The organism is Bradyrhizobium sp. ARR65, assembly GCF_000472385.1.
GTDB lineage: Bacteria > Pseudomonadota > Alphaproteobacteria > Rhizobiales > Xanthobacteraceae > Bradyrhizobium.
Genome location: NZ_AWZU01000002.1, coordinates 33,314 through 54,769, shown reverse-complemented (window position 1 = coordinate 54,769; position 21,456 = coordinate 33,314). Strand labels below are relative to the sequence as shown.

The following is a 21,456-nucleotide window of genomic DNA, read 5'->3' as shown; positions in this document are numbered from 1 at the left end:
TAGTCCCCCTGTGTATCCGCACGACCAGAATTTGTGGGATGGAGGCGACTTAGCGCTTTGGCCGGTCGCCACCGACCAAAGCGCGTGGCGAGGTGAACAGAGCCCGCTGGCCCGATCGATCGAGGAAGGCGACTATGTGGCCGGCTTTCCGCTTCGCTCAGGCGGCCGCCCACTCAGGCGGCCGCCGGTTGTATCCGCGGATTGAGAACGTACTCCTTCAGGACCTTGTCGGTGCTGGCATCGACTTCCACCAGGGATACGTCGTAGCTCCAGAGGTCCGCCAGATGCTGCAGCACGCGCTTGGCATCCAGCTCGTTGAGCTGGGCGCCTTTCACGACCGTGTGGCGCAGCATCAGTCTGCGATCGCCGGCGAGATCGACATCGACAACCTCGATGTTGGGGTCGATGTAGCCGATGTCGTACTGGCGCGACAATTCGCGGCGGATGCGGCGATAGCCGCGTTCATTGTGGATGGCGTCCACCTTGATGCCGGCGCGCTCTTCCGGATCGTCATGCAGGTGGAACAGCCGTAGCTGACGGATCAGATTGGGGCTCAGGAACTGGCCGACGAAGCTCTCGTCCCGATAGTTGGCCCAGATGCCGCGCAGCACATCCTCGACATCGCCGCAGCCGGCTATTTCCGGAAACCACTCGCGGTCCTCGTCCTCCGGATTGGTCACGATGCGCTCGATGTCCTGCATCATCGCAAAGCCGAGCGCGTAGGGATTAAAGCCGGAGAAGCGTGGATCATCGAACTCCGGCTGGAACACCACGTTGGTGTGCGATTGCAGGAATTCGAGGAAGTTGCCGTCGGAGATGCGCCCCTGCTGGTGCAGTCGGTTCATCATCCGGTAATGAACATAGGTCGCGGTGCCCTCGTTCATAACCTTGGTCTGGCTCTGCGGATAGAAATATTGCGCGATGTGGCGCACGATACGCAGGAGCTCGCGCTGCCAGGGGGCGAGACGCGGAGCGCTCTTTTCCAGGAAGTACAGGAGATTTTCCTGGGGCAGGCCGAGCAGTTTGCGGCGTCGCTCGATATTGAGCACCTGGCGGCTCTTGGCGGGTCCGGTCGGAACCGTGCGCCACAGGTCGTTAAAGGCGCGTTCCTCATGCAGACGGCGCTTGCCCGCGCGCTTCTCTTCATCACGCAGGTCGAGCTTCTTCTTGCCGGGATAGCGATCGACGCCGTGCGACATCAAGGCGTGCGCGGCATCGAGCGTCTGCTCGACCGCGACATGGCCGTAGCGCTCCTCGCACTGGGTCACATAGCGCTTGGCGAACTCCAGATAGTCGAGAATGCCGTCGGCGTCGGTCCATTGCTTGAACAGATAGTTGTTCTTGAAGAAATGATTGTGGCCGAACGCGGCATGCGCGATCACCAGCGCCTGCATCGTCGCGGTGTTTTCCTCCATCAGGTAGGAAATACAGGGCGACGAGTTGATGACGATCTCGTAGGCAAGCCCCATCAGCCCCTTGCGGTAGGAGGCTTCGTGGAAGGCAAAGTGCTTGCCGAACGACCAATGCTTGTAGAACAGCGGCATGCCGACGGACGAATAGGCGTCCAGCATCTGCTCGGCGGTAATGACCTCGATCTGGTTGATATAGGTGTCGAGGCCGAGTTCGGAGCGCGCGATCTCCTCGCATGCATCGTGGATACGCTGCAGCGTGGCAAAGTCCCAATCCGCACCCTCGAAGAGACGTTGCCCTGTCATGAAGCGGCCTTCTCCTGCTTGGCGCGGCGCTGAAACAGATCATGGAAGACCGGGAAGATCTCGCTGCGGTCCCGAACCTTGCGCATCGAGAGCTCCGCGCCGTTCCCGCGCAGCCGCTCGTAGAGCGACCACAGCGAGGAATCCGGCATTTCGAACGAATAGCCGCCGGCCTCGCCGACCTCGAGATAGGCGAAGAACTGACAGACCGGCAGGATGTGCTCAGTCAGAATGCGGGACACGGGCTCGCTGTCGGAGATCGAGTTGTCGCCGTCGGATGCCTGCGCGGCGTAGATGTTCCAATCCGAGGGACGGAAGCGCGAGCGGACGATCTCGTGCATCGCCTGCAACGCGCTGGAGACGAGCGTGCCGCCCGAGGCCGGGCCGTAGAAGAAGGTCTGCTCGTCGACCTCTTCGGCGCGATCGGTATGACGGATGAACACGATCTCGACATGGCGGTAACGCCGCTTCAGGAACACGTAGAGCAGCATGTAGAACCGCTTGGCGAGGTCCTTCATGTGCTCGGACATCGAGCCCGAAACGTCCATCAGGCAGAACATCACCGCCTGCGCCACCGGCTTCGGAATGGTCTCGAACCGGCGGTAGCGGATGTCGATCGGATCGATGAAGGGGATTCGTTTGGCTTTAGCCTTCAGCGCCTCGATCTCGGCGATCAGCTCGGCGCGGCGCGCTTCGTCTTCGCATTCGGCGAGTTCCGCCTCGAGCGCGGCTATCTCTTGCGGCCGCGGCCGGCGCAGTGCCACGCGGCGCATCAGCGCACGGCTCACCGTGCGGCTGATCGAGATGTTGGCGGGCGAGCCCGAAGTGGCATAGCCGGCGCGCTGCAGACCCTCGCTTTCCGTATCGGCAAGCTTGCGCTTGGCGAGATCCGGCAGCTCCAGATCATCGAGGAACAGGTTGACGAACTCTTCCCGGCTCAGCACGAAGCGGAAGGCATCTTCGCTGTCGCCCTGCCCCGGCTGGGATTTCCTCCCGCCGCCTTCGTTCGAACGCGGCAGGATGTCACCCTCCACGAACTTCTTGTTGCCGGGGAGCACCATATCGCGCGTGCCGCCCTCGCGGCGAAAGCGCGGCTCGTCCATGCCGTCGAGCGCGATACTGACCTCGCCGCCCTCCAGGACATCCTTGATGTCGCGATCCTGCGAGGACTTCTTGACCGCGCTTTGAACCTGAGCCTTGGCCCGCCGCAAAAAACGCTGGCGGTTCTCGAGGCTCTTGCCTCCCGGGTTCAGGCGCCGATCGATGATATGAAAGGCCACTGTTACATCCGCCTCCGCCTATCCGGCCTGCTTCACGCGCATGTACCACTCGACCAGCCGCCGGACCTGCCGCTCGGTGTAACCGCGTTCGATCATCCGCGCGACGAAATCGGCGTGCTTCTTCTCGGTCTCGCCGTCCTTCTTGGACCCGAACGAGATCACGGGAAGCAGGTCCTCGACCTGCGAGAATATCCGTTTTTCGATCACCTCGCGAATCTTCTCGTAGGAGGTCCACTTCGGATTCTTCCCGCCGTTCTGGGCCCGCGACCGCAGCGAGAACTTGACCACCTCGTTGCGGAAGTCCTTGGGATTGGCAATTCCGGCGGGCTTTTCGATCTTCGTCAGTTCCTGGTTGAGCAGTTCACGATCCAGAAGCTGGCCGGTGTCGGGATCCTTGAAGTCCTGATCCTCGATCCAGGCGTCGGCATAGTCGACGTAGCGGTCGAAGAGGTTCTGGCCGTAATCGGAGTAGGATTCCAGATAGGCCTTCTGGATCTCGTTGCCGATGAACTCCGCGTAGCGCGGCGCCAGCTCCGCCTTGATGAATTCCAGATAGCGTTTCTCGAGCTCCTCGGGGAGCTGCTCGCGACGGATCGCGTGCTCCAGCACATACATCAGATGGACGGCGTCGGCGCCGACCTCCTGGGTATCGTGGTTGAAGGTCGCCGCGAGAACCTTGAAGGCAAAGCGGGTGGAAACTCCATCCATGCCCTCGTCGACGCCGGCCGCGTCCCTGTATTCCTGGACGCTGCGGGCCTTCGGATCGGACTCCTTCAGACTCTCGCCGTCATAGACACGCATCTTGGAAAAGAGCGTCGAGTTCTCGTGCCTGCGCAGGCGCGACATCACCGAGAAGCGAGCCATCGTATCGAGCGTCGCCGGCGCGCAAGGCGCATTCGCAAGCTCCGAACTCTGGATCAGCTTCTCGTAGATCTTGCGCTCCTCGGTGACACGCAGGACGTACGGGACCTTGATCACACAGATGCGGTCGATAAAGGCCTCGTTGTTCTTGTTGGCCTTGAAGCTCTGCCATTCGGCCTCGTTGGAGTGCGCGAGGATGATGCCGCTGAAAGGAATGGCGCCGATGTTTTCGGTGCCGATGTAATTGCCCTCCTGCGTCGCCGTCAGCAGCGGATGCAGCATCTTGATCGGCGCCTTGAACATCTCGACGAATTCGAGAATGCCCTGGTTGGCGCGATTGAGGCCGCCCGAATAGCTGTAGGCGTCGGGATCGTTCTGGGCGAAGGTCTCGAGCTTGCGGATGTCGACCTTGCCGACGAGCGAGGAGATATCCTGGTTGTTCTCGTCACCTGGCTCAGTCTTGGAGATCGCGATCTGGCGCAGGCGCGAGGGCTGAATCTTGGCGACGCGGAATTGCGAGATGTCGCCGCCGAAGGATTCCAGCCGCTTGTAGCACCACGGACTCATCAGGCCGGTGAGACGGCGGCGCGGAATGCCGTATTTCTCCTCGAGCATCGGCCCGAGCGTATCGGGGTCGAACAGACCGAGCGGAGACTCGAACACCGGGCTCAGCTCATCGCCCGCCTTCAGCACATAGATGGGATGCACTTCCATCAATTGCTTCAACCGCTCGGCGAGAGAGGACTTGCCGCCGCCGACCGGGCCAAGCAGATAGAGGATTTGCTTGCGCTCTTCGAGCCCCTGCGCGGCGTGGCGGAAGAATCCGACGATACGCTCGATCGTATCTTCCATGCCGTGGAAGCCGGCGAAGGCCGGATAGCTGCGTATCGTGCGGTTCAAAAAGATACGGCCAAGGCGTGGGTCCTTGGCCGTGTCGATCATCTGGGGCTCACCGATCGCCGCTAGTAGTCGTTCGGCCGCATTTGCATATCGCATCGGATCTGTTCGACACGATTCCAGATATTCCGCCATCGACATGTCGGTCTGGCTTCGCGCCTCGAACGATCGAGCGAAAGCATTGAATAGAGAATCGTTGTACATGATCCCTCTCTCTCCGCGATATGTCCCGCTGCACTTTGAAACGGGCTGAGTAGGGGTGCGTTCCTGCTCAACGACGAATCAAACTGAGCACGCTGCCTCTATTGAACGCTCGCTGAGCTCCTCTTCGCAATGCGTACCGCATGCAGTGATTGCCATATCAACAAGCAGTTCGCTCAATAGTTCGGCAAAAACCCTTCCAGCGCATTAGTTTTGGCCTATTGTAGCGGGTTCGCAACATCCGTACGAATCCGGAGATATGCTTTTCCGAGGCTTTTCCCTGCGCCGCACAACGGTTTGTGAAGACGCGTGAAGGCGCCTCCGCCCGACCAAAATGAACACGAAATGAACGCTTTTGAGCGTCGGCGCCAGGCAGCCGAACGTGACGCCCCGCGGCACGACGAATTTCCTACGCAATCGCCCGTCACCGCCAATCCAGTTTTGAAATGGGTGAGCGGAAGAGAAGCAATACTGGAAGATTAGCATAAGATGTCTGCGGAGTGTCGCGCTTGTTTTTGTTCTCGCGGAGGCGGCGTTTGCCGGCCTGCACGCACGGGCCACGCTTAGGACATGATTGCGACGACCAAAGCCGAGGCGTTCGATAAACAAATGTTGGCGCGGCACAGAACCGCAAGGTCTGTGCGCACATTTATGCGCCGCTATGACGCAGGTCGCCGGCATACCCCAAACAGGAAGTTGCCGCGGCGAAGCTCTGGAGAGCACCGAAATGCCGGCTATCCGCTCCGCCTTGGCATCACATACCGGCGACGGTTGCAATTGTGCGTTCGTCGAAAAAACAATGACGACATTCGTTTCGCTTGCGGGAGCCCGGCGATCCCGTCCGCGCCGATACGGGCAGCGTAATGCGCATCGCTGAGCTGCAGCAGCGGGGCCTCTTACCGCCTTGAATAGGATTGCGGCCCTAGCGACCCGCAGGCCCGGCATTGTCACGAAATTGTTCCGCAATTGCCGCTAAGTGGGGGCAGATTTTCTGGATCGAAGCGGCGCGACCAGCGTTACCTTTCCTCGGGCACTATTTTCCGTCCGCGGCGGTAGGCCGGTTGACAATCCATTGTGGCGCCAGAAAGCTGGCGGAGTTCCGGAAGTAGAACCAGCTCGAACGGAAAAAGGCATCATGAATCCCGTCAATCCCGTCAAAGCACTCGAAAAGCACGGCCAGTCGGTCTGGTTGGATTTCCTGGCCCGCGGCTTCGTCGCCAAGGGCGACCTAAAAGAACTGATTGACGAGGATGGCGTCAAAGGCATCACCTCCAATCCTTCGATCTTCGAGAAGGCGATCGGCTCCTCCGACGAATATGACGGCGCGATCGGCAAGGCGCTGAACCGCGCCGACCGGCCGGTGACTGAGCTGTTCGAGGAGCTCGCGGTGGCCGATATCCAGCACGCCGCCGACGTGCTGCGCCCGGTCTATGACTCGATGGACGGCAAGGACGGCTTTGTCAGCCTGGAGGTCTCACCCTATCTCGCCACCGACACCAAAGCCACGATCGCGGAGGCGCGCCGGCTCTGGAAAGACGTTCACCGAAAGAACCTGATGATCAAGGTGCCGGCCACGCCCGAGGGCTTGCCCGCCATCGAGCAACTGACCAGCGAAGGAATCAGCGTCAACATCACGCTTCTGTTCTCGCAAAAGGTCTATCTGCAGGTGGCGGAGGCCTATCTGACGGGACTGGAGAAGTACATCGAAGGCGGCGGCGATCCCTCCCATGTCGCCAGCGTCGCCAGTTTTTTCGTCAGCCGTATCGACACGATGGTCGACAAGCAGCTTGACGAGAAGATCGCCAAGGCCAACGATCCGACCGAAAAGGAACGGCTTGCCGCGCTCAAGGGCAAGGTCGCGATCGCGAACGCAAAACTCGCCTATCAGGAATACAAGAAGCTCATCGCGGATGCCCGCTGGGAGAAGCTCGCCGCCAAGGGCGCCAGGCCGCAGCGGCTGCTGTGGGCCTCGACCGGCACCAAGAACAAGGATTACAGCGACGTCCTCTATATCGAAGAGCTGATCGGTCCCGATACCGTCAACACCATGCCGCCGGCGACGCTCGACGCCTTCCGTGACCACGGGAAGCTGCGCGACAGCCTGGAAGAGAATATCGACGAGGCGAGGCAGGTTCTCAGCGAGCTGGAGAAATCCGGCATCTCGCTTGACGCCATCACGGCCGAGCTGGTGAAGGATGGCGTCAGGCTGTTCGCCGACTCCGCCGACAAGCTCTATGGCGCGGTCGCGCACAAGCGCGTCACCGTATTGGGCGGCGCCCTCGATCCGCAGCACCTTGCGCTGACGAGCGAGCTTGGCAAGGCGGTCGCCAAGGACACCGAGGAATGGCGTGCCTCTGCGAAGGTGCGCAGGCTTTGGCACCACGACGAGACGGTGTGGACCGGCACCGACGAGGACAAATGGCTGGGCTGGCTGACCAGTCCCGCCAAGGCCGACGTCGCCGATTACGAGGACTTTGCCCAGCGCGTGAAGGGGCAAAATTTTTCCGACGCTGTCGTCCTGGGGATGGGCGGTTCGAGCCTCGGGCCAGAGGTCCTTGCGATGACCTTCCCGAAAAAGCCGGGCTTCCCGAAACTGCACATCCTGGATTCGACCGATCCGGCCGAAGTGCGCGCCATGGAGGCGCGGGTCGATATCGGAAAGACCCTGTTCATCGTCTCCAGCAAATCCGGCTCAACCACCGAGCCTAACGCAATGAAGGACTATTTCTTCGATCGCGTCGCCAAGACGATCGGCGCCAAGAAGGCCGGCCACCGCTTCATCGCGGTCACCGACCCCGGCTCCTCGCTGGAGAAGACGGCGATCAGGCAGGGCTTTGCGCGCGTTTTTCACGGCGAGCCTTCCATCGGCGGCCGGTATTCCGTGCTCTCGCCCTTTGGCCTCGTGCCGGCGGCAGCCGCCGGCATCGACGTCCGCAGCCTGATTGCGCACGCGCTCTCCATGGTGCGCTCCTGCGCCGCCGACGTACCGCCCCATGAAAATCCCGGCGTGCAGCTCGGGCTGGCTCTGGGACAGGCCGGCCTTGAAGGCCGCGACAAGGTGACGATCATCTCGTCCAAGAAGATTGCCGATTTCGGCGCCTGGGCGGAGCAGTTGATCGCGGAGTCCACGGGCAAGGAAGGCAAGGGGCTGATCCCGATCGACGGCGAGCCGCTGGGCGAACCTCACCTTTATGGCGACGACCGCTTCTTCATCGATATCCGCACCGAGGGCGAAGACGACCCCGGCCACGACGACAAGCTCACGGCGCTGGAGAAGGCGGGGCACCCGGTGGCGCGCATCGTCATGAAGTCGATCGAGCACCTCGGCCAGGAATTCTTCCGCTTTGAAATGGCGACCGCCGTCGCCGGCGCCGTCCTTGGCATCAATCCTTTCAATCAGCCGGACGTCGAAAGCGCCAAGATCAAGACGCGCGAATTGACCGGGGCGTTTGAGAAAACCGGCAAGCTGCCGGCGGAAAAACCGGTGGTGGCCTCCAAAGCGGCCGATATCTTCACGGACGACGGCAACGCGACGGATCTGCGCAAGGCCGGCGCCAATGGCGAGCTCGGCTCATGGCTGAAAGCGCACCTGTCGCGCGTACAGAGCGGCGACTATGTGGCGCTGCTCGCCTATATCGAGCGCGACGCCGAACATATCGATGCCCTGCAGCGTATGCGGCTGAGGCTACGCGACAACCGCCGTGTCGCGACCTGCGCCGAGTTCGGCCCGCGTTTCCTGCATTCGACGGGACAGGCCTATAAGGGCGGTCCGGACAGCGGTGTGTTCCTGCAGATCACCGCCGATGACACCAAGGACCTGAAAATCCCCGGCCAGAAGGCCAGCTTCGGCGTGATCAAGGCGGCGCAGGCGCGCGGCGATTTCGACGTGCTGACCGAGCGCGGCCGGCGCGCGCTGCGCGTGCACCTCAAGGGCGATCTCGAAAAGGGCCTGAAAATGCTCGATGCGGCCATCGAGCAGGCGCTGGCTTAGAGGTGGTCACATGCAGCTTGGTATGATCGGCTTGGGACGGATGGGAGGCAATATAGTCCGCCGGCTGATGCGGAACGGACATACGGCCGTCGTCTACGACAAGGATTCCAGGGCGGTCGCGAGCCTTGCGGAAGACGGCGCAACGGGCGCCGCCACGCTGGAAGACTTCGTCGCAAAGCTCGACAAACCACGCACCGCCTGGGTGATGTTGCCGGCCGGCGCCATCACCGAGGCCACGATCGACGCGCTGTCGAAGCTGATGGAAAGCGGCGACGTCGTCATCGACGGCGGCAACACCTTTTGGCAGGATGATGTCCGCCGCGGCAAGGCGCTGAAGGAGCGCGGCATCCATTATGTCGATGTCGGCACCTCCGGCGGCATCTGGGGCATCGAACGCGGCTATTGCATGATGATCGGCGGCGACAAGGCCGTGGTCGACCGGCTCGATCCGATCTTCGCCAAACTCGCGCCGGGCGCCGGCGACGTTCCGCGCACGCCCGGGCGGGACGGCCGTGACCCCCGTGTCGAGCAAGGTTATATCCACGCCGGTCCGATCGGTGCCGGTCACTTCGTCAAGATGATCCACAACGGTATCGAATACGGCCTGATGCAGGCCTATGCGGAAGGCTTTGACATCCTCAAGAACGCCAACAGCGAGGGGCTGCCGCCCGACCATCGTTTTGACTTCGACATCGCCGATGTCGCCGAGGTCTGGCGGCGCGGCAGCGTCATTCCCTCCTGGCTGCTCGACCTGACCGCGACGGCGCTGGCCGACAGCCCCAGCCTGAGCGGCTATTCCGGCTATGTCGAGGATTCCGGCGAAGGCCGCTGGACCGTGAACGCGGCCATCGACGAGGCGGTGCCGGCCGAAGTCCTCACCGCGGCGCTGTTTGCGCGTTTTCGCTCCCGCAAGGAACACACCTTTGCGGAAAAAATTCTCTCGGCAATGCGCGCCGGATTTGGCGGCCATAAGGAGCCGCAACAGCACGCCGACCCGGCGCGGCAGAACGCACCCGACATCGTCAAACCCAAGGCCGGCCGTTCGTGACAGACTTCCAGCCCAACCAGAAGCCACCGCCCTGCGCTTTCGTCATCTTCGGCGTCACCGGTGACCTGACGCACCGCCTGGTGATTCCCGCCCTCTACAATCTCGCGGCCGGCGGGCTTTTGCCGGATCCATTCTGCGTGGTCGGCGTCGCCCGCCGCGGCATGTCGCATGACGCACTGCGCGACAGCCTCATGAAAGGCCTGCGGCAGTTCGCCACCCGTCCCGTGGACGACAAGATCGCGAACCGTCTGCTTGAATGCGTGACCTCGGTCGAGGCCGATCCCGGCGATCCACGTTCGATCGATCGCCTCAAGGAGCGGATCGAAAAGCTGGAAGCCAACCGCAATACCGGCGGCAACCGCCTGTTTTACCTTGCGACGCCACCCAACGCGTTCGCTCCGATTGCCCAACAGCTCGGCCGCGTCGGCCTGCTCAAGGAAGATCACGGCGCCTGGCGCAGGCTGGTCGTCGAAAAGCCGTTCGGGACCGATCTTGCCTCGGCGCGCGCCCTCAATGCGGAGCTGCTCGGCATCCTGGACGAGCACCAGATCTACCGGATCGATCATTATCTCGGCAAGGAGACGGTCCAGAACATCCTGGTTCTGCGCTTCGCCAACGGCATGTTCGAGCCGATCTGGAACCGGCATCACATCGATCACGTGCAGATCACGGTCGAGGAGAAGCTTCCCGTCGTTCCCCACCGCGGCAGCTTCTATGACTCGACCGGCGCGCTGCGCGACATGGTGCCGAACCATCTGTTTCAGCTCCTATCCCTGATCGCGATGGAGCCGCCGGCGCGCTTCGACGCGCATACGGTGCGTACGGAAAAGGGCGAGGTGCTGGCCGCGATCCAGACCGAGAGCGAGCAAGACGCGCTGAAAAATTCCGTGCGCGCCCAGTACACCGCCGGCAAGATCGGCGACACTGAGGTCCCTGATTATCGCAAGATCAAGGATGTCAGGCCCGACACCACGACGGAAACCTATGTCGCGCTGAAACTCAACATCGACAATTGGCGCTGGGCCGGCGTGCCCTTCTATCTTCGCACCGGCAAGTCGCTCAGCGCCAAGCGGACGGAAGTCGCGATCAAATTCCGCGAGGCGCCGTTCGCGATGTTCCAATGCACGCCGGTCGAGCAGCTCACTGAAAATTATCTCGTGATCGGCATCGAACCCACCGAAGGCATCACTCTGCAATTCAACACCAAGGTGCCGGGGCCGACGGTCCGGATCGACGGCGTGCAGATGAAGTTCCACTATAAGGACTATTTCAAAGCCGAGCCGGCAACGGGTTACGAGACGCTGATCTATGACTGCATGATCGGCGACAATATTCTCTTCCAGCGCGCCGACAGCGTCGAGGCCGGCTGGCAGGCTGTGCAGCCCTTCCTGGACGCCTGGAAGAAAGCCGGTGCGAAGGGGCTGGAATCCTACGCGGCCGGCAGCGAGGGCCCGCAGGGCGCAGTCGACCTGTTGAAGCGCGACGGCCGTAGCTGGCGGAAGCTCTGAAATGGGCTTGGGCGACCATCGGCGGCTGATTACAGTTTCCGATCCGGACGCGCTTGCGCAAACCGCCGCCGAGCGGCTGCTCACAAGAATCGCCGGCAATCCCGGACGGATCGCGATATGTCTGACCGGCGGTTCGAGCCCGAAGCGGCTCTATGGTCTTTTGGCGCAGGACCCCTATCGCAGGCGGATCCCCTGGGAGCGCGTACACTGGTTCATTGGCGATGAACGGCTTGTCGCGCCCGGCGATCCCCTGCACAACATGAGCATGGCGCGAGAGATCTTGCTCGATCGGTGCGCACCGGCCGATAACATCCATCCGATTCCGACCGATCATCCGAGCCCGGATGAGTGCGCCCGTCGCTATGAGCGCGAGCTGAAATCCTTCTATGGCGCCGAGCAACCGGACCCCGCAAAACCGCTCTTCGATGTCGTGCTGATGGGCGCCGGGCCCGACGGCCATACCGCCTCGCTATTTCCGGGTTATGCCGCGCTTGACGAGCGCGCGCGCTGGGTGGTGGGCGTGCCGACCGCGCCGGTCGAACCGCACGTGCCGAGGGTGACCCTGACCTTCCCGGCACTCGAGGCCTGCCGCGAAATGCTGTTCGAAGTGGCAGGCGGCGAGAAGCGTGCGATCTTGACGCGCCTGCTCGCCGGGGAGAACCTGCCGGCGAATCGCGCGCAATCGGTCGGCGAGACGGTCTGGCTGATCGACAAGGGCGCGCTCCCGGAGAGCTTTGGCGGTGAATGAGGGCGAGGAAATACCCTGCGCGCTGGTGGTCATGGGTGTGTCGGGATCGGGCAAGAGCACGATCGGCCAGGCCCTGGCGGCGCGGCTCGGCTGGCGCTTCGAGGATGGCGACGCCTTTCACCCACCGAGCAACGTCGCCAAAATGAGCGCGGGACAGCCGCTCACGGACGAGGACCGCTGGCCCTGGCTGCGCGCCATCGCCGCCGAGATCGACCGCGCCTCTGCGGCCGACGAGCGTGTCGTTATCGCCTGCTCTGCGCTACGGCACGCCTATCGCGACATCCTCGTGCACGGTCGAACTGACGTCCGGATCGTCTATCTTAACGGCACGGAACCCCTGATCGCGAGGCGGCTCGGTCGCCGCAAGGGCCACTTCATGCCAGCCGGCCTGCTCGCGAGCCAATTCGCCACCCTGGAGCCGCCAGGCGCGGACGAGCGCCCAGTGACGGTCTCGATCGAGCCGCCGGTGCAGGACATTGTCGATGCTATCCTGGGTCAGCTCGGTTTTGGCCATCCCGAGACCATCCTGCCGCGCCGGAGCCGCACATGAACCGTATCGAACTCGTGGTCTCCGACGTCGATGGCACGCTGTTGACCAGAGACAAAGCCCTGACCGACCGCGCAAGGGCCGCCGTGCATCAATTGCACCAGCGCGGCATCGGCTTCACCATCACCTCCAGCCGGCCGACCATCGGCATGCATTTTCTCGCCGCACCGCTGGCAATCAGCTTGCCGATTGGCCCGTTCAACGGCAGCTCGATCGTCGATCCCCAGATGAAGCCAATCGAGCAGCACCTGCTGCCCGCCTCCGCCACGCAGAGCAGTCTCGATCTGCTCGCCGAGTACGGCATCGACATCTGGCTGTTCACGAACGAGCTGTGGCTCACACGCAACGGCCATGGCGAATACGTTCCGCACGAGAAACGGGCGATCAAGGCCGATCCGACCGTGATCGACGATTTCACGCCCTACGTCACGCGCGCCTGCAAGGTGGTCGGCTCCAGCTCGGACCCCGACCTCTTGATCCGCTGTGAACAGCTCATGCAAGAAACCCTGGGCGGCCAGGCAACCGCCGTCCGCTCCCAGAGCTACTATCTCGACGTCACTCCGCCCGGCCACAACAAGGGCACCTTCGTCCAGGCCATCGCAAAGCGGCTCGGCATTGCGACCGACGCTGTCGCCAGCATCGGTGACATGCAGAACGATTTGGCGATGTTCGACGTCAGCGGCTTTTCCATCGCGATGGGCAATGCCACCGACGAGGTCAAGAAACACGCCGATCGCGTCACCGCCTCCAACGACGAGGAGGGATTTGCGATAGCGATGGAGATGATCCTGGAAGAAAATTCGAAGCGGTAGCCGTCGCCCTTCGCGTTCCTTGCATCGCACAAAATCAGCCGCCCGGGCGCACCATGCCCCGGGGATGGGCTTCTATTCATTGGCCGGCGAGCGGAATTCAGGCATTGTCAGGCGCCAGCCTTTTACCAAAATAGCTCCTCAGGGCGCCCGATGAACTGGATATTTCGCCCGTCGATCAGGAGGAAGATCGTCGGAATCGCGATCGGGCTGATCGCCCTGATGATATTTACGTCAGTTCTTTCCGTGTTCATGGCGAACACAGTCGGCCATCTGCTGGACGAGCTGCTCGCAAAATACATACCCGCCTACGGCCATCTGGCCCGGGTCGATATCCGCTCGCTCGAGCGCGCGCTCTCGTTGCGCCAGATGATGATCGCCCGGATGCAGAACCCGCCGGACGAGCAGGCCTATACGGCGCGGCTGCGTATGTTTCAGAGCAAGAATGCCGAGGTCGAGCAAGAGGCGGAAGCAGCGCGCAAGCTCATTATCTCCATTATCGAAGACCCCAGCACGCCTTCCGACAACGCTGCGTTGGGCCGCATCGAGACCCGAATTGAAGACGTCACCAACGATTTCCGTCGTCACTTGAACGACGAGGATGCGGCATTGATGCGGCAGCTCGAGGCGAAGAACTATACGGAGGTCAGAAACTCGCTTGCACGAGCCGATTCGCTTCGCGATGAATACACGCAGAAAATCGATGAAATACGCGCCGACATGCTGAAGCAGGTCTATGCCAGCACGTCGACCATCATCCGCAAGCAGCAACAAGCCATATTGATCTCCACGGCGGTCACCGCGCTGGCGGCAACGATCGGATTGGGCTTTGCCCTGCTGGTCAGCAGCGGCATCACGCGCCCGGTGCTCCGCCTGTTGCAAGGCGCGCGCGAGGTCGAGGCCGGTCATCTCGACCGGCCGATCAGCGTGTCGACGACAGACGAAATCGGCCAGCTCTCCGCCGCCTTCAATCGCATGGTCGAACGGCTCCGCCGCAACGAAAAGATCAGGGAAACCTTCGGCAGATATTTCGACCCCAAGATCGCCGAAGGAATGATTGGTGACACCGAGCTGAGCGCCACCAAGGGGCAGCGCCGCGTCATGACGGTGCTGTTCTGCGACATGAAGGGCTTCACGCCTCTGAGTGAGGGCGTCACGCCGCAAGGCCTCGTCAAGATCATAAACTGCTATCTGTCGACCATGTCCGGTCCGATCCGAAAGCACCGGGGAATTATCGACAAATATATTGGCGACGCGATCATGGCCTATTGGGGCCCGCCATTCGTGGACGAGAAGGACCAGGCCGGCCTTGCCTGCCTCGCCGCGATCGACATGATCAACAGCCTCGAGACCTTGCACAAGCGACTGCCTGATCTGCTCGACGTGCGCTCGATCTCCTTGGAATGCGATATCCGGATCGGCATTGCCACCGGCGAAGTGCTTGCCGGCAGCATCGGCTCGGAATTCATGATGAGTTACACCGTGATGGGCGATGCGGTGAATCTCGCATCCCGGCTCGAGGCGGTGAACAAGGAATACGGCACCCGCGCGCTAGTCTCGGAGGCTACGATAGCCGCGGCGGGCTCGATGGTGGAGGTAAGGGAAATCGATCGCTTGGCCGTGGTCGGACAAACCCATGCGCAGCCGGTGTTCGAGCTCATGGGCAGGAACGGGGCGCTTACGCCAGACCAATTGGCTTTGCGCGCCAGATATGCCGAAGGGCTCGCCGCCTATAGAGCTCAGAAGTGGGCGGAGGCCCGCAGCGCCTTCACGGCCGCGCTTGAGGCGGTCGACAACGACGGGCCTTCACTGGCGCTTTTGAAGCGGATCGACGATTTCCAGAGCAAGCCGCCGGCGGCCGACTGGAACGGCTCCTGGCACATGGAGCGCAAATAGCCTGATACGGCGGCTATTGCGAGCGCTGCATCGCAGGCTTTTCGCTGGAGATGCGCGCTTCGTCCAGGTTGTGGGCCGTATTGATCAGCGCGATGTGCGTGAGCGCCTGCGGGAAATTGCCGAGCTGACGGCCGACGTCCGAATCGAATTCCTCCGCGAGCAGCCCGAGATCGTTGGCGATCTTCACGATCCGATCGAACAGCACCTGCGCCTTCTCGATATTTCCAGCCAGCACATGGGCGTCGGCAAGCCACAGCGTGCAGGCGAGAAAGGCGCCCTCGATCGGCTGTCGCTCGTCGCTGACCTCGCGCGGATCATGGCGCAGGACAAAACCATCGCGCATCATGTGCTGCTCGATCGCGGCGATCGTGCCGCGCACCCGCGGGTCCGACGGCGGCAGGAATCCGACCGAGGGCAACAGCAGGATGCTGGCATCGAGCAGGCGCGAGCCGTAGGATTCGACGAACGTGTTCTGCGCGCTGTCAAAGCCCTTCGCACAAACGTCGCGGTGAATGCGCTCGCGCAGCGATCGCCAATTCTCGAGCGGCGCCTTGAAGCCGAAAGTCTCGGCACTCTTGATACCGCGGTCGAACGCGACCCAGGTCATCACCTTGGAAAACACGTAGTGCTTGGGATCGCCGCGCCGCTCCCAAATACCGTGATCCGGCTTGTCCCAGACCTCAGTGAGATGGTCGAGCACCGCGCATTCCAGGCCCCAGCTTTCCTCCCCGAGCTGCAGTTTGGTCATGCGCGACTGGTGAAATACGTCGATCAACTCGCCATACACGTCCAACTGAAGCTGCGCATGCGCGGCATTGCCGATCCGCACCGGCTGGGCGCCTTGGTAGCCGGGTAGCCAATCCGCCTCCCACTCCCAGAGCCGGCGCTGGCCCTTGATGCCGTACATGATCTGCATGTTGGCCGGGCTGCCCGCGGCGGCACGCAACAGCCAATTGTGCCAGGCCATGGCTTCTTCGGTGTAGCCCGAATTCATCGCGGCCAGCAGGGTGAAAGTGGCATCACGCAGCCAACAGAAGCGGTAATCCCAGTTCCTGGCGCCGCCGAGCTTTTCAGGCAATGAGGTCGTGGGTGCGGCGACGATGCCGCCGGTCGGATCATAGGTCAGCGCCTTCAGGGTCATCAGGGACCGCATGACGAGCTTGCGGTGCTCGCCCCGGTAAGTGGAACGGCTGCACCAGTCGGTCCAGAAATCTTCGGTTTCCTGCAACGCGGTTGCGGGATCGATCGGGTCGGGCGGCGGCAGATGCGACGGACCGTAGGAGAGCACGAAGGGAATGGTCTCGCCCGCGCCGACGTCGAAATCGGCGACCGTGGTCAGGTCCTCGCCTCGCGTCTCCACGGGCGTACGCAACACCGTCATATCCTGCCCACAGATCGCAAGCAACGCGGAGCGGTCCTCGCTGCGCTTGACCCAGGGAATGTCGTTGCCGAAGCCGAAGCGGATGATCAATTCCATCCGCATTTTGACCCTTCCGCGCAAGCCCCGCACCAGACGAACGATATCGGAGGCCTTCCCGCGCGGGGGCATGAAATCAATCAAGGCCACGGCGCCATCGGCAGTCTCGAACTGAGTCTCCAGAATCAGCGTGTCGTCCCAATAGCGGCGCGAGGATCTTGTAACCTCATCGGCTGGCGCGATCCGCCAGCGGCCGTTTCTCCTGTCGCCGAGCAGTGCGGCAAAGCAGGCGTCCGAATCGAAAGCAGGCCAGCATAACCAGTCGATCGATCCGTCGCGGCCCACGAGAGCTGCGGTTTCGCAATCGCCGATCAGGCCATAATCTTCAATTCTCGAGGACAATTTCGTTCACCGATGCCGTCCCGCTCTAGCCCTTGATGTGCGTGCGTTCCCCCGTTGCCGCCTTCAGCGCCGCGACGTCAACGGCCGAGGCGATCTGATCGACCGCAACGGGCACCCGCTGCCGCCAGTTCGGGTGTTCATTGATCGTGCCGGGAATGTTGGGCTGGTCGATGACGCCCAACAAATCCTCCAACGAGATCGCAAGCAGGCGCGATCTGGTCCGCGCCAGGAAGCTCACGACCGAATAGAGGTCATGCCCTCCGATGCCGCAACTGCGCAGCGCCTCGTCCAGCATGCCGAGCGCATACCAGCGCGCGTCCTCGCTTTCGCCCGGATCGATCCCGAGCGAGCGCTTCAGCTTGAGATCGCTGAACGAGCGCCAGCCGGCGTAACTTGCCAGATCGTGGGTGTTGAAGGTGATGAGCGCATTAGCCGAATAATGATCAATGCCGCGAAAGCGTCCCTGCTCGTCGCGCTCGAACATCATCACCTGGTAGGACCAGACGCCCCAATCAGCCATCTGCTCGCGAAAGCCCGCCGGCACCGTGCCGAGGTCCTCGCCAATGATGACGCAGGCGTGCGCGACGCTCTCCAGCGCGGCAACGGCAAGCAGCGCCTCGAAGGGCATTTGCACATAGGCGCCATTGTCGGGACGGAAGCCGCGCGGCACGAGATAAAGCCGCTTCAACCCGAGCACGTGGTCGAGCCTGATTGCGCCGGCATAGCGCATTGAGGCGCGGAGCATGTCGCGGAACGGCTGGAACGAGTGGAGCTCCAGGCCCGCCGCATTGAAGCCCGCCAAGCCCCAATCCTGGCCTTGGGTATTAAGGGCATCGGGCGGCGCGCCAACCGCGAGTTGTCGCGAGATCGCGTCCTGCTCGTTCCAGGCATCAAACCCATCGGATTGCACCCCGACGGCGACATCGAGATAGAGCCCGACCTTCATCCCGAGCCGACCGGCAAAATCCTTGCAGGCTTGGAGCTGCCGATCGGCCGTCCATTGCACGAATTCGATGAATTCGATCTCCCGCCCATCGGCGCCCGCGCGCATGTCGGCGCATTTGGCCTCGCTGGGGCGCCGCCACTCCTCCGGCCATTCCCACCATGGGATACCGAAACGGTGCCGCAGCACTTCGAAGCAGGCGAAGCGCTGCAAGAGCGCGCCACGTTCCTTGCGGAATTGGTCAAAATCACGCCGACGTTCGAGCGCAGGACTAGACGTGAAATGCTCGAAAGCAAGCCGCAGCGCCGACCACTTCAGCTCGGCAACCGCAACATAATCGACAACATCGAGCGCGCGCAGCCGCGTCAGCGTCTCGCGGTTGCGCGAAGCCGTATCGTGCGCCAATTCGGGGATTCTCTCCACATCGACATAGAGCGGATTGAGAAACAGCCGGCTGTTCGGCGCGTAAGGACTGCAATCCGCGGGTCGATCATCAAACAACACATGCAGCGGATTGAGACCGACGCCATCCGCGCCGAGGTGGCAGGCGAGCCTCAGCAGCGCTTCAAGATCGGTGAAATCGCCAATGCCCCAGTTGCGCTGGGAACGAACGCCGTAGAGTTGGACCGCGAGCAGCCAGCAGCGGTCGAAATCACCCCCGAACGCCCGGCGCGGCGTCACGATCAGCGGCAGGTCTTCGTTGCTCCCCGCAGCATCGGCCAAATGCAGGCGGTAGACGCCGATTGCGAGATCATTGGGCCAGTGCACGGCCGGCTCCGCCGCCTGCCCCTCTGCGACAGTTTGCCCGCCTGCGACAATTTTCCAGCGCAAGGCCGCCTCCCGGCTGAACTCGCTTTGCGAGGGATGTCCTTGTCGGATCACCACCGGGCCCGGCAAGAGGCGACACGGCGCCGACGCCGGCATGGCGTCGACAATAATCTGGAGCGCGGCCTGATCCGTCACACGGGCGCGACCTTGACCGTCGATATATTCGCTCTGGATTCCGAGATTTCTGGCTGTAGCGTAGATGTCCATTCGGCACGCGCTTTGCACGCGAGGCCCTCGCGGGCCGTCGCAAATTTCTCCAAATACCGGAAGAGGATAGCCGTGTCTAACTCTCAGATATCCTCGGCGTTCCCCGGGGAACCAATGGCCGGGAATAGGCTTTTTATATGGGTTGCGAGCGTCTCCTTGTCTGTCTGACGAAACGGGACCTCAATTCCATGTCTATGGCATCACCGTGAACAAAACTGCTCAAATTGTCGAGGGCGCCACGACCAGCGGCGCCTTCCATATTGAAGACGTCTACCCATTGATCGACGGCGGCCGCTTTCCGGTGAAACGGATCGTCGGCGAGCGTATCGAGGTGTGGGCGGATATCTATCGTGACGGACATGACGTCACTGCGGCGGCGCTGATCTGGCGACCCGAGAATGAGCGCGAGTGGCGCCGCACGCCGATGACTCTGCACAGCAACGATCGCTGGTTCGCCGCTTTCGTGCCCGACACGCTTGGTCGCCATGTTTATGCCATCGAAGCCTGGACCGATGAATTCGCGACCTGGCGCCACGGTTTCGAGTTGAAGCAGAAGGCGGGTGTCGACGTGAGCGTCGACGCCATCGAAGGCGCGGGCATGCTGACGAAGGCGGAAGCTCCGGACCCGGAGACAGCTGCCCTGATCGTCCGGCAATGCGAACTGTTCCTGCAGAACGGCGATAGCTCCGCCCTGCTCACGGCAGAGTTGCAGGATGCGATGGCTGCAAGTCAGGCGCGGCCGGACCTGACGCGGTCGCAGCTCTTTCCACTCGTGATCGACCGGCCGCGGGCGCGCTACGGCACCTGGTACGAGATGATCCCGCGCAGCCAGAGCACGGTCGCGGGTCAGCACGGCACCTTCAAGGACTGCATCGCGCGCCTTCCGGATGTCGGGGCCATGGGCTTCGACGTGATCTACTTCACCCCGATCCATCCGATCGGCCGGATCAACCGCAAGGGCCGTAACAATTCAGTGACCGCTGCGGAAGGCGATCCCGGCAGCCCCTATGCCATCGGTGCCGCCGAGGGCGGCCATGATGCCGTGCATCCGGAATTGGGCAGCTTGCAGGATTTTCGCGAGTTCGTCGCGGCCTGCACCGCGCTTGGCATGGAAGTCGCGCTTGATTTTGCGGTGCAGTGCTCACCCGATCATCCCTGGCTCAAAGAGCACCCGCAATGGTTCAGGCGACGGCCCGACGGCTCGATGCGCTATGCGGAAAATCCGCCGAAGAAATATGAGGATATCGTCAACCCCGATTTTGCATCGGAGGACGCCGGAAGTCTGTGGAATGCGCTGCGCGATGTCGTGCTGTTCTGGGTCGATCAGGGGGTCAAGATCTTCCGGGTCGATAATCCGCACACGAAGCCGTTGCGGTTCTGGGAATGGCTGATCAAGGAGGTGCAGCGCCGCCATCCCGACGTCATCTTCCTGGCCGAAGCTTTTACCCGCCCGAAACTGATGAAGGGCCTCGCGAAGCTCGGCTTCACCCAGTCCTACACTTATTTCACCTGGCGCACGCAGAAGTGGGAAATCGAGCAATATCTGAGCGAGCTCACCGGTTATCCGGAGCGGGATTTCTACCGCCCGAACTTCTTCACCAACACGCCGGATATCCTGCCCTACCATCTGCAGGGCGGCGAGCCCTGGATGTTCAAATCGCGCGTTGCGCTCGCGGGCACGCTCTCGTCGACCTACGGCATTTACAACGGCTTCGAGCTGCTGGAGTACGAGCCGATCCCGGGCCGCGAGGAATATCTCGATTCCGAGAAATACGAGATCAAGGTGCGCGACTGGAATAAGCCCGGCAATATCAAGCCTTATATCAGCGAGCTCAACCGCATCCGGCGCGAGAACTCGGCGCTGCAGCAGACCTCCAACCTGCGCTTCGTCGGGATCGAAGACGGCAACGTCACTGCGTTTGTGAAGCAGTCGGTCGACCAGACCAATACGGTTGCGGTGGCGGTCGCGCTGTCGCACGGCATTCACGAATTCTGGCTGCCGCTTGGTGATACGCTGGTCACCGTGAATGGCGAGCGCCGGCACGTGGCGGCGGTGGAGAACCTTGTCACCGGCGAACGATCCGCGCTGGATTGGGGCGGCATCCGCTTGCGGATCGATCCTGATCGCGACCCCGCGCTGTTCTTCCGCTGCCTTGCATGA

The 21,456-nt window shown here is 62.2% G+C and carries 13 protein-coding genes; 8 read left to right on the top strand and 5 right to left on the bottom strand.

Annotation, left to right across the window (positions count from 1 at the left end):
* Positions 1-173: 173 nt before the first annotated feature.
* The 3 genes from F758_RS0102910 to F758_RS0102900 are packed head-to-tail and all read right to left on the bottom strand — an operon-like array spanning position 174 to position 4,954.
* A complete protein-coding gene (locus F758_RS0102910; RefSeq protein ID WP_024506439.1) occupies positions 174-1,715 on the bottom strand; it encodes a SpoVR family protein in 1,542 nt (513 codons plus the stop codon).
* Positions 1,712-2,992 carry a YeaH/YhbH family protein gene (locus F758_RS0102905; RefSeq protein ID WP_024506438.1) on the bottom strand — a complete coding sequence of 427 codons (1,281 nt, stop codon included), beginning with the start codon at positions 2,990-2,992 and terminating at the stop codon, positions 1,712-1,714. The genes F758_RS0102910 and F758_RS0102905 overlap by 4 nt, the downstream gene beginning before the upstream one ends.
* A gap of 18 nt (positions 2,993-3,010) precedes the next feature.
* Complete coding sequence (locus F758_RS0102900) at positions 3,011-4,954, bottom strand: PrkA family serine protein kinase (RefSeq protein ID WP_024506437.1); 1,944 nt, start codon at positions 4,952-4,954, stop codon at positions 3,011-3,013.
* A gap of 1,132 nt (positions 4,955-6,086) precedes the next feature.
* On the opposite strand from F758_RS0102900, the gene F758_RS0102895 reads away from it, so the two are divergent.
* The 7 genes from F758_RS0102895 to F758_RS0102865 all read left to right on the top strand — a co-directional run bounded on the left by F758_RS0102895 (position 6,087) and on the right by F758_RS0102865 (position 15,498).
* On the top strand, positions 6,087-8,942 hold the full coding sequence (locus F758_RS0102895; protein ID WP_024506436.1) for a bifunctional transaldolase/phosoglucose isomerase: 2,856 nt from the start codon (positions 6,087-6,089) through the stop codon (positions 8,940-8,942).
* Positions 8,943-8,952: 10 nt separating this feature from the next.
* Entirely contained in the window at positions 8,953-9,990 is a 1,038-nt protein-coding gene (gene gnd / locus F758_RS0102890; RefSeq protein WP_024506435.1) for a phosphogluconate dehydrogenase (NAD(+)-dependent, decarboxylating), read from the top strand.
* Positions 9,987-11,498, top strand: coding sequence for a glucose-6-phosphate dehydrogenase (gene zwf / locus F758_RS0102885; RefSeq protein ID WP_024506434.1), 1,512 nt, complete (start codon positions 9,987-9,989; stop codon positions 11,496-11,498). Before gnd ends, zwf begins: the two co-directional genes overlap by 4 nt.
* A gap of 1 nt (position 11,499) precedes the next feature.
* Positions 11,500-12,246, top strand: coding sequence for a 6-phosphogluconolactonase (pgl, locus tag F758_RS0102880; protein WP_024506433.1), 747 nt, complete (start codon positions 11,500-11,502; stop codon positions 12,244-12,246).
* Positions 12,239-12,796: a gluconokinase gene (locus F758_RS0102875; RefSeq protein ID WP_245286407.1), complete on the top strand. Its 558-nt coding sequence runs from the start codon at positions 12,239-12,241 to the stop codon at positions 12,794-12,796. Before pgl ends, F758_RS0102875 begins: the two co-directional genes overlap by 8 nt.
* Positions 12,793-13,605: a Cof-type HAD-IIB family hydrolase gene (locus F758_RS0102870; protein ID WP_024506431.1), complete on the top strand. Its 813-nt coding sequence runs from the start codon at positions 12,793-12,795 to the stop codon at positions 13,603-13,605. The genes F758_RS0102875 and F758_RS0102870 overlap by 4 nt, the downstream gene beginning before the upstream one ends.
* A 150-nt stretch (positions 13,606-13,755) precedes the next feature.
* Positions 13,756-15,498, top strand: coding sequence for an adenylate/guanylate cyclase domain-containing protein (locus F758_RS0102865; RefSeq protein WP_084305060.1), 1,743 nt, complete (start codon positions 13,756-13,758; stop codon positions 15,496-15,498).
* A 13-nt stretch (positions 15,499-15,511) separates the two neighbouring features.
* On the opposite strand, the gene F758_RS0102860 is transcribed toward F758_RS0102865, so the two are convergent.
* Together F758_RS0102860 and malQ are read right to left on the bottom strand one after the other, a co-directional pair.
* Positions 15,512-17,317, bottom strand: a complete 1,806-nt coding sequence (locus F758_RS0102860) for a glycoside hydrolase family 15 protein (RefSeq protein ID WP_024506429.1) — start codon at positions 17,315-17,317, stop codon at positions 15,512-15,514.
* A 25-nt stretch (positions 17,318-17,342) separates the two neighbouring features.
* The gene (gene malQ / locus F758_RS0102855; RefSeq protein WP_024506428.1) at positions 17,343-19,295 is read right to left on the bottom strand and encodes a 4-alpha-glucanotransferase; all 1,953 of its coding nucleotides are present in this window, start codon (positions 19,293-19,295) and stop codon (positions 17,343-17,345) included.
* Positions 19,296-19,500: 205 nt separating this feature from the next.
* Here malQ and F758_RS0102850 point away from each other — a divergent pair, with 205 nt between their 5' ends.
* Positions 19,501-21,456: an alpha-1,4-glucan--maltose-1-phosphate maltosyltransferase gene (locus tag F758_RS0102850; RefSeq protein ID WP_024506427.1), complete on the top strand. Its 1,956-nt coding sequence runs from the start codon at positions 19,501-19,503 to the stop codon at positions 21,454-21,456.

What these genes read in the sequence shown, in the direction of transcription:
- gnd (WP_024506435.1), top strand. Translation starts at nt 8,953, where the DNA reads ATGCAGCTTGGTATGATCGGCTTGGGACGGATGGGAGGCAATATAGTC.
- F758_RS0102900 (WP_024506437.1), bottom strand. Translation starts at nt 4,954, where the DNA reads ATGTACAACGATTCTCTATTCAATGCTTTCGCTCGATCGTTCGAGGCG.
- F758_RS0102870 (WP_024506431.1), top strand. Translation starts at nt 12,793, where the DNA reads ATGAACCGTATCGAACTCGTGGTCTCCGACGTCGATGGCACGCTGTTG.
- F758_RS0102865 (WP_084305060.1), top strand. Translation starts at nt 13,756, where the DNA reads ATGAACTGGATATTTCGCCCGTCGATCAGGAGGAAGATCGTCGGAATC.
- pgl (WP_024506433.1), top strand. Translation starts at nt 11,500, where the DNA reads ATGGGCTTGGGCGACCATCGGCGGCTGATTACAGTTTCCGATCCGGAC.
- F758_RS0102895 (WP_024506436.1), top strand. Translation starts at nt 6,087, where the DNA reads ATGAATCCCGTCAATCCCGTCAAAGCACTCGAAAAGCACGGCCAGTCG.
- malQ (WP_024506428.1), bottom strand. Translation starts at nt 19,295, where the DNA reads ATGGACATCTACGCTACAGCCAGAAATCTCGGAATCCAGAGCGAATAT.
- F758_RS0102910 (WP_024506439.1), bottom strand. Translation starts at nt 1,715, where the DNA reads ATGACAGGGCAACGTCTCTTCGAGGGTGCGGATTGGGACTTTGCCACG.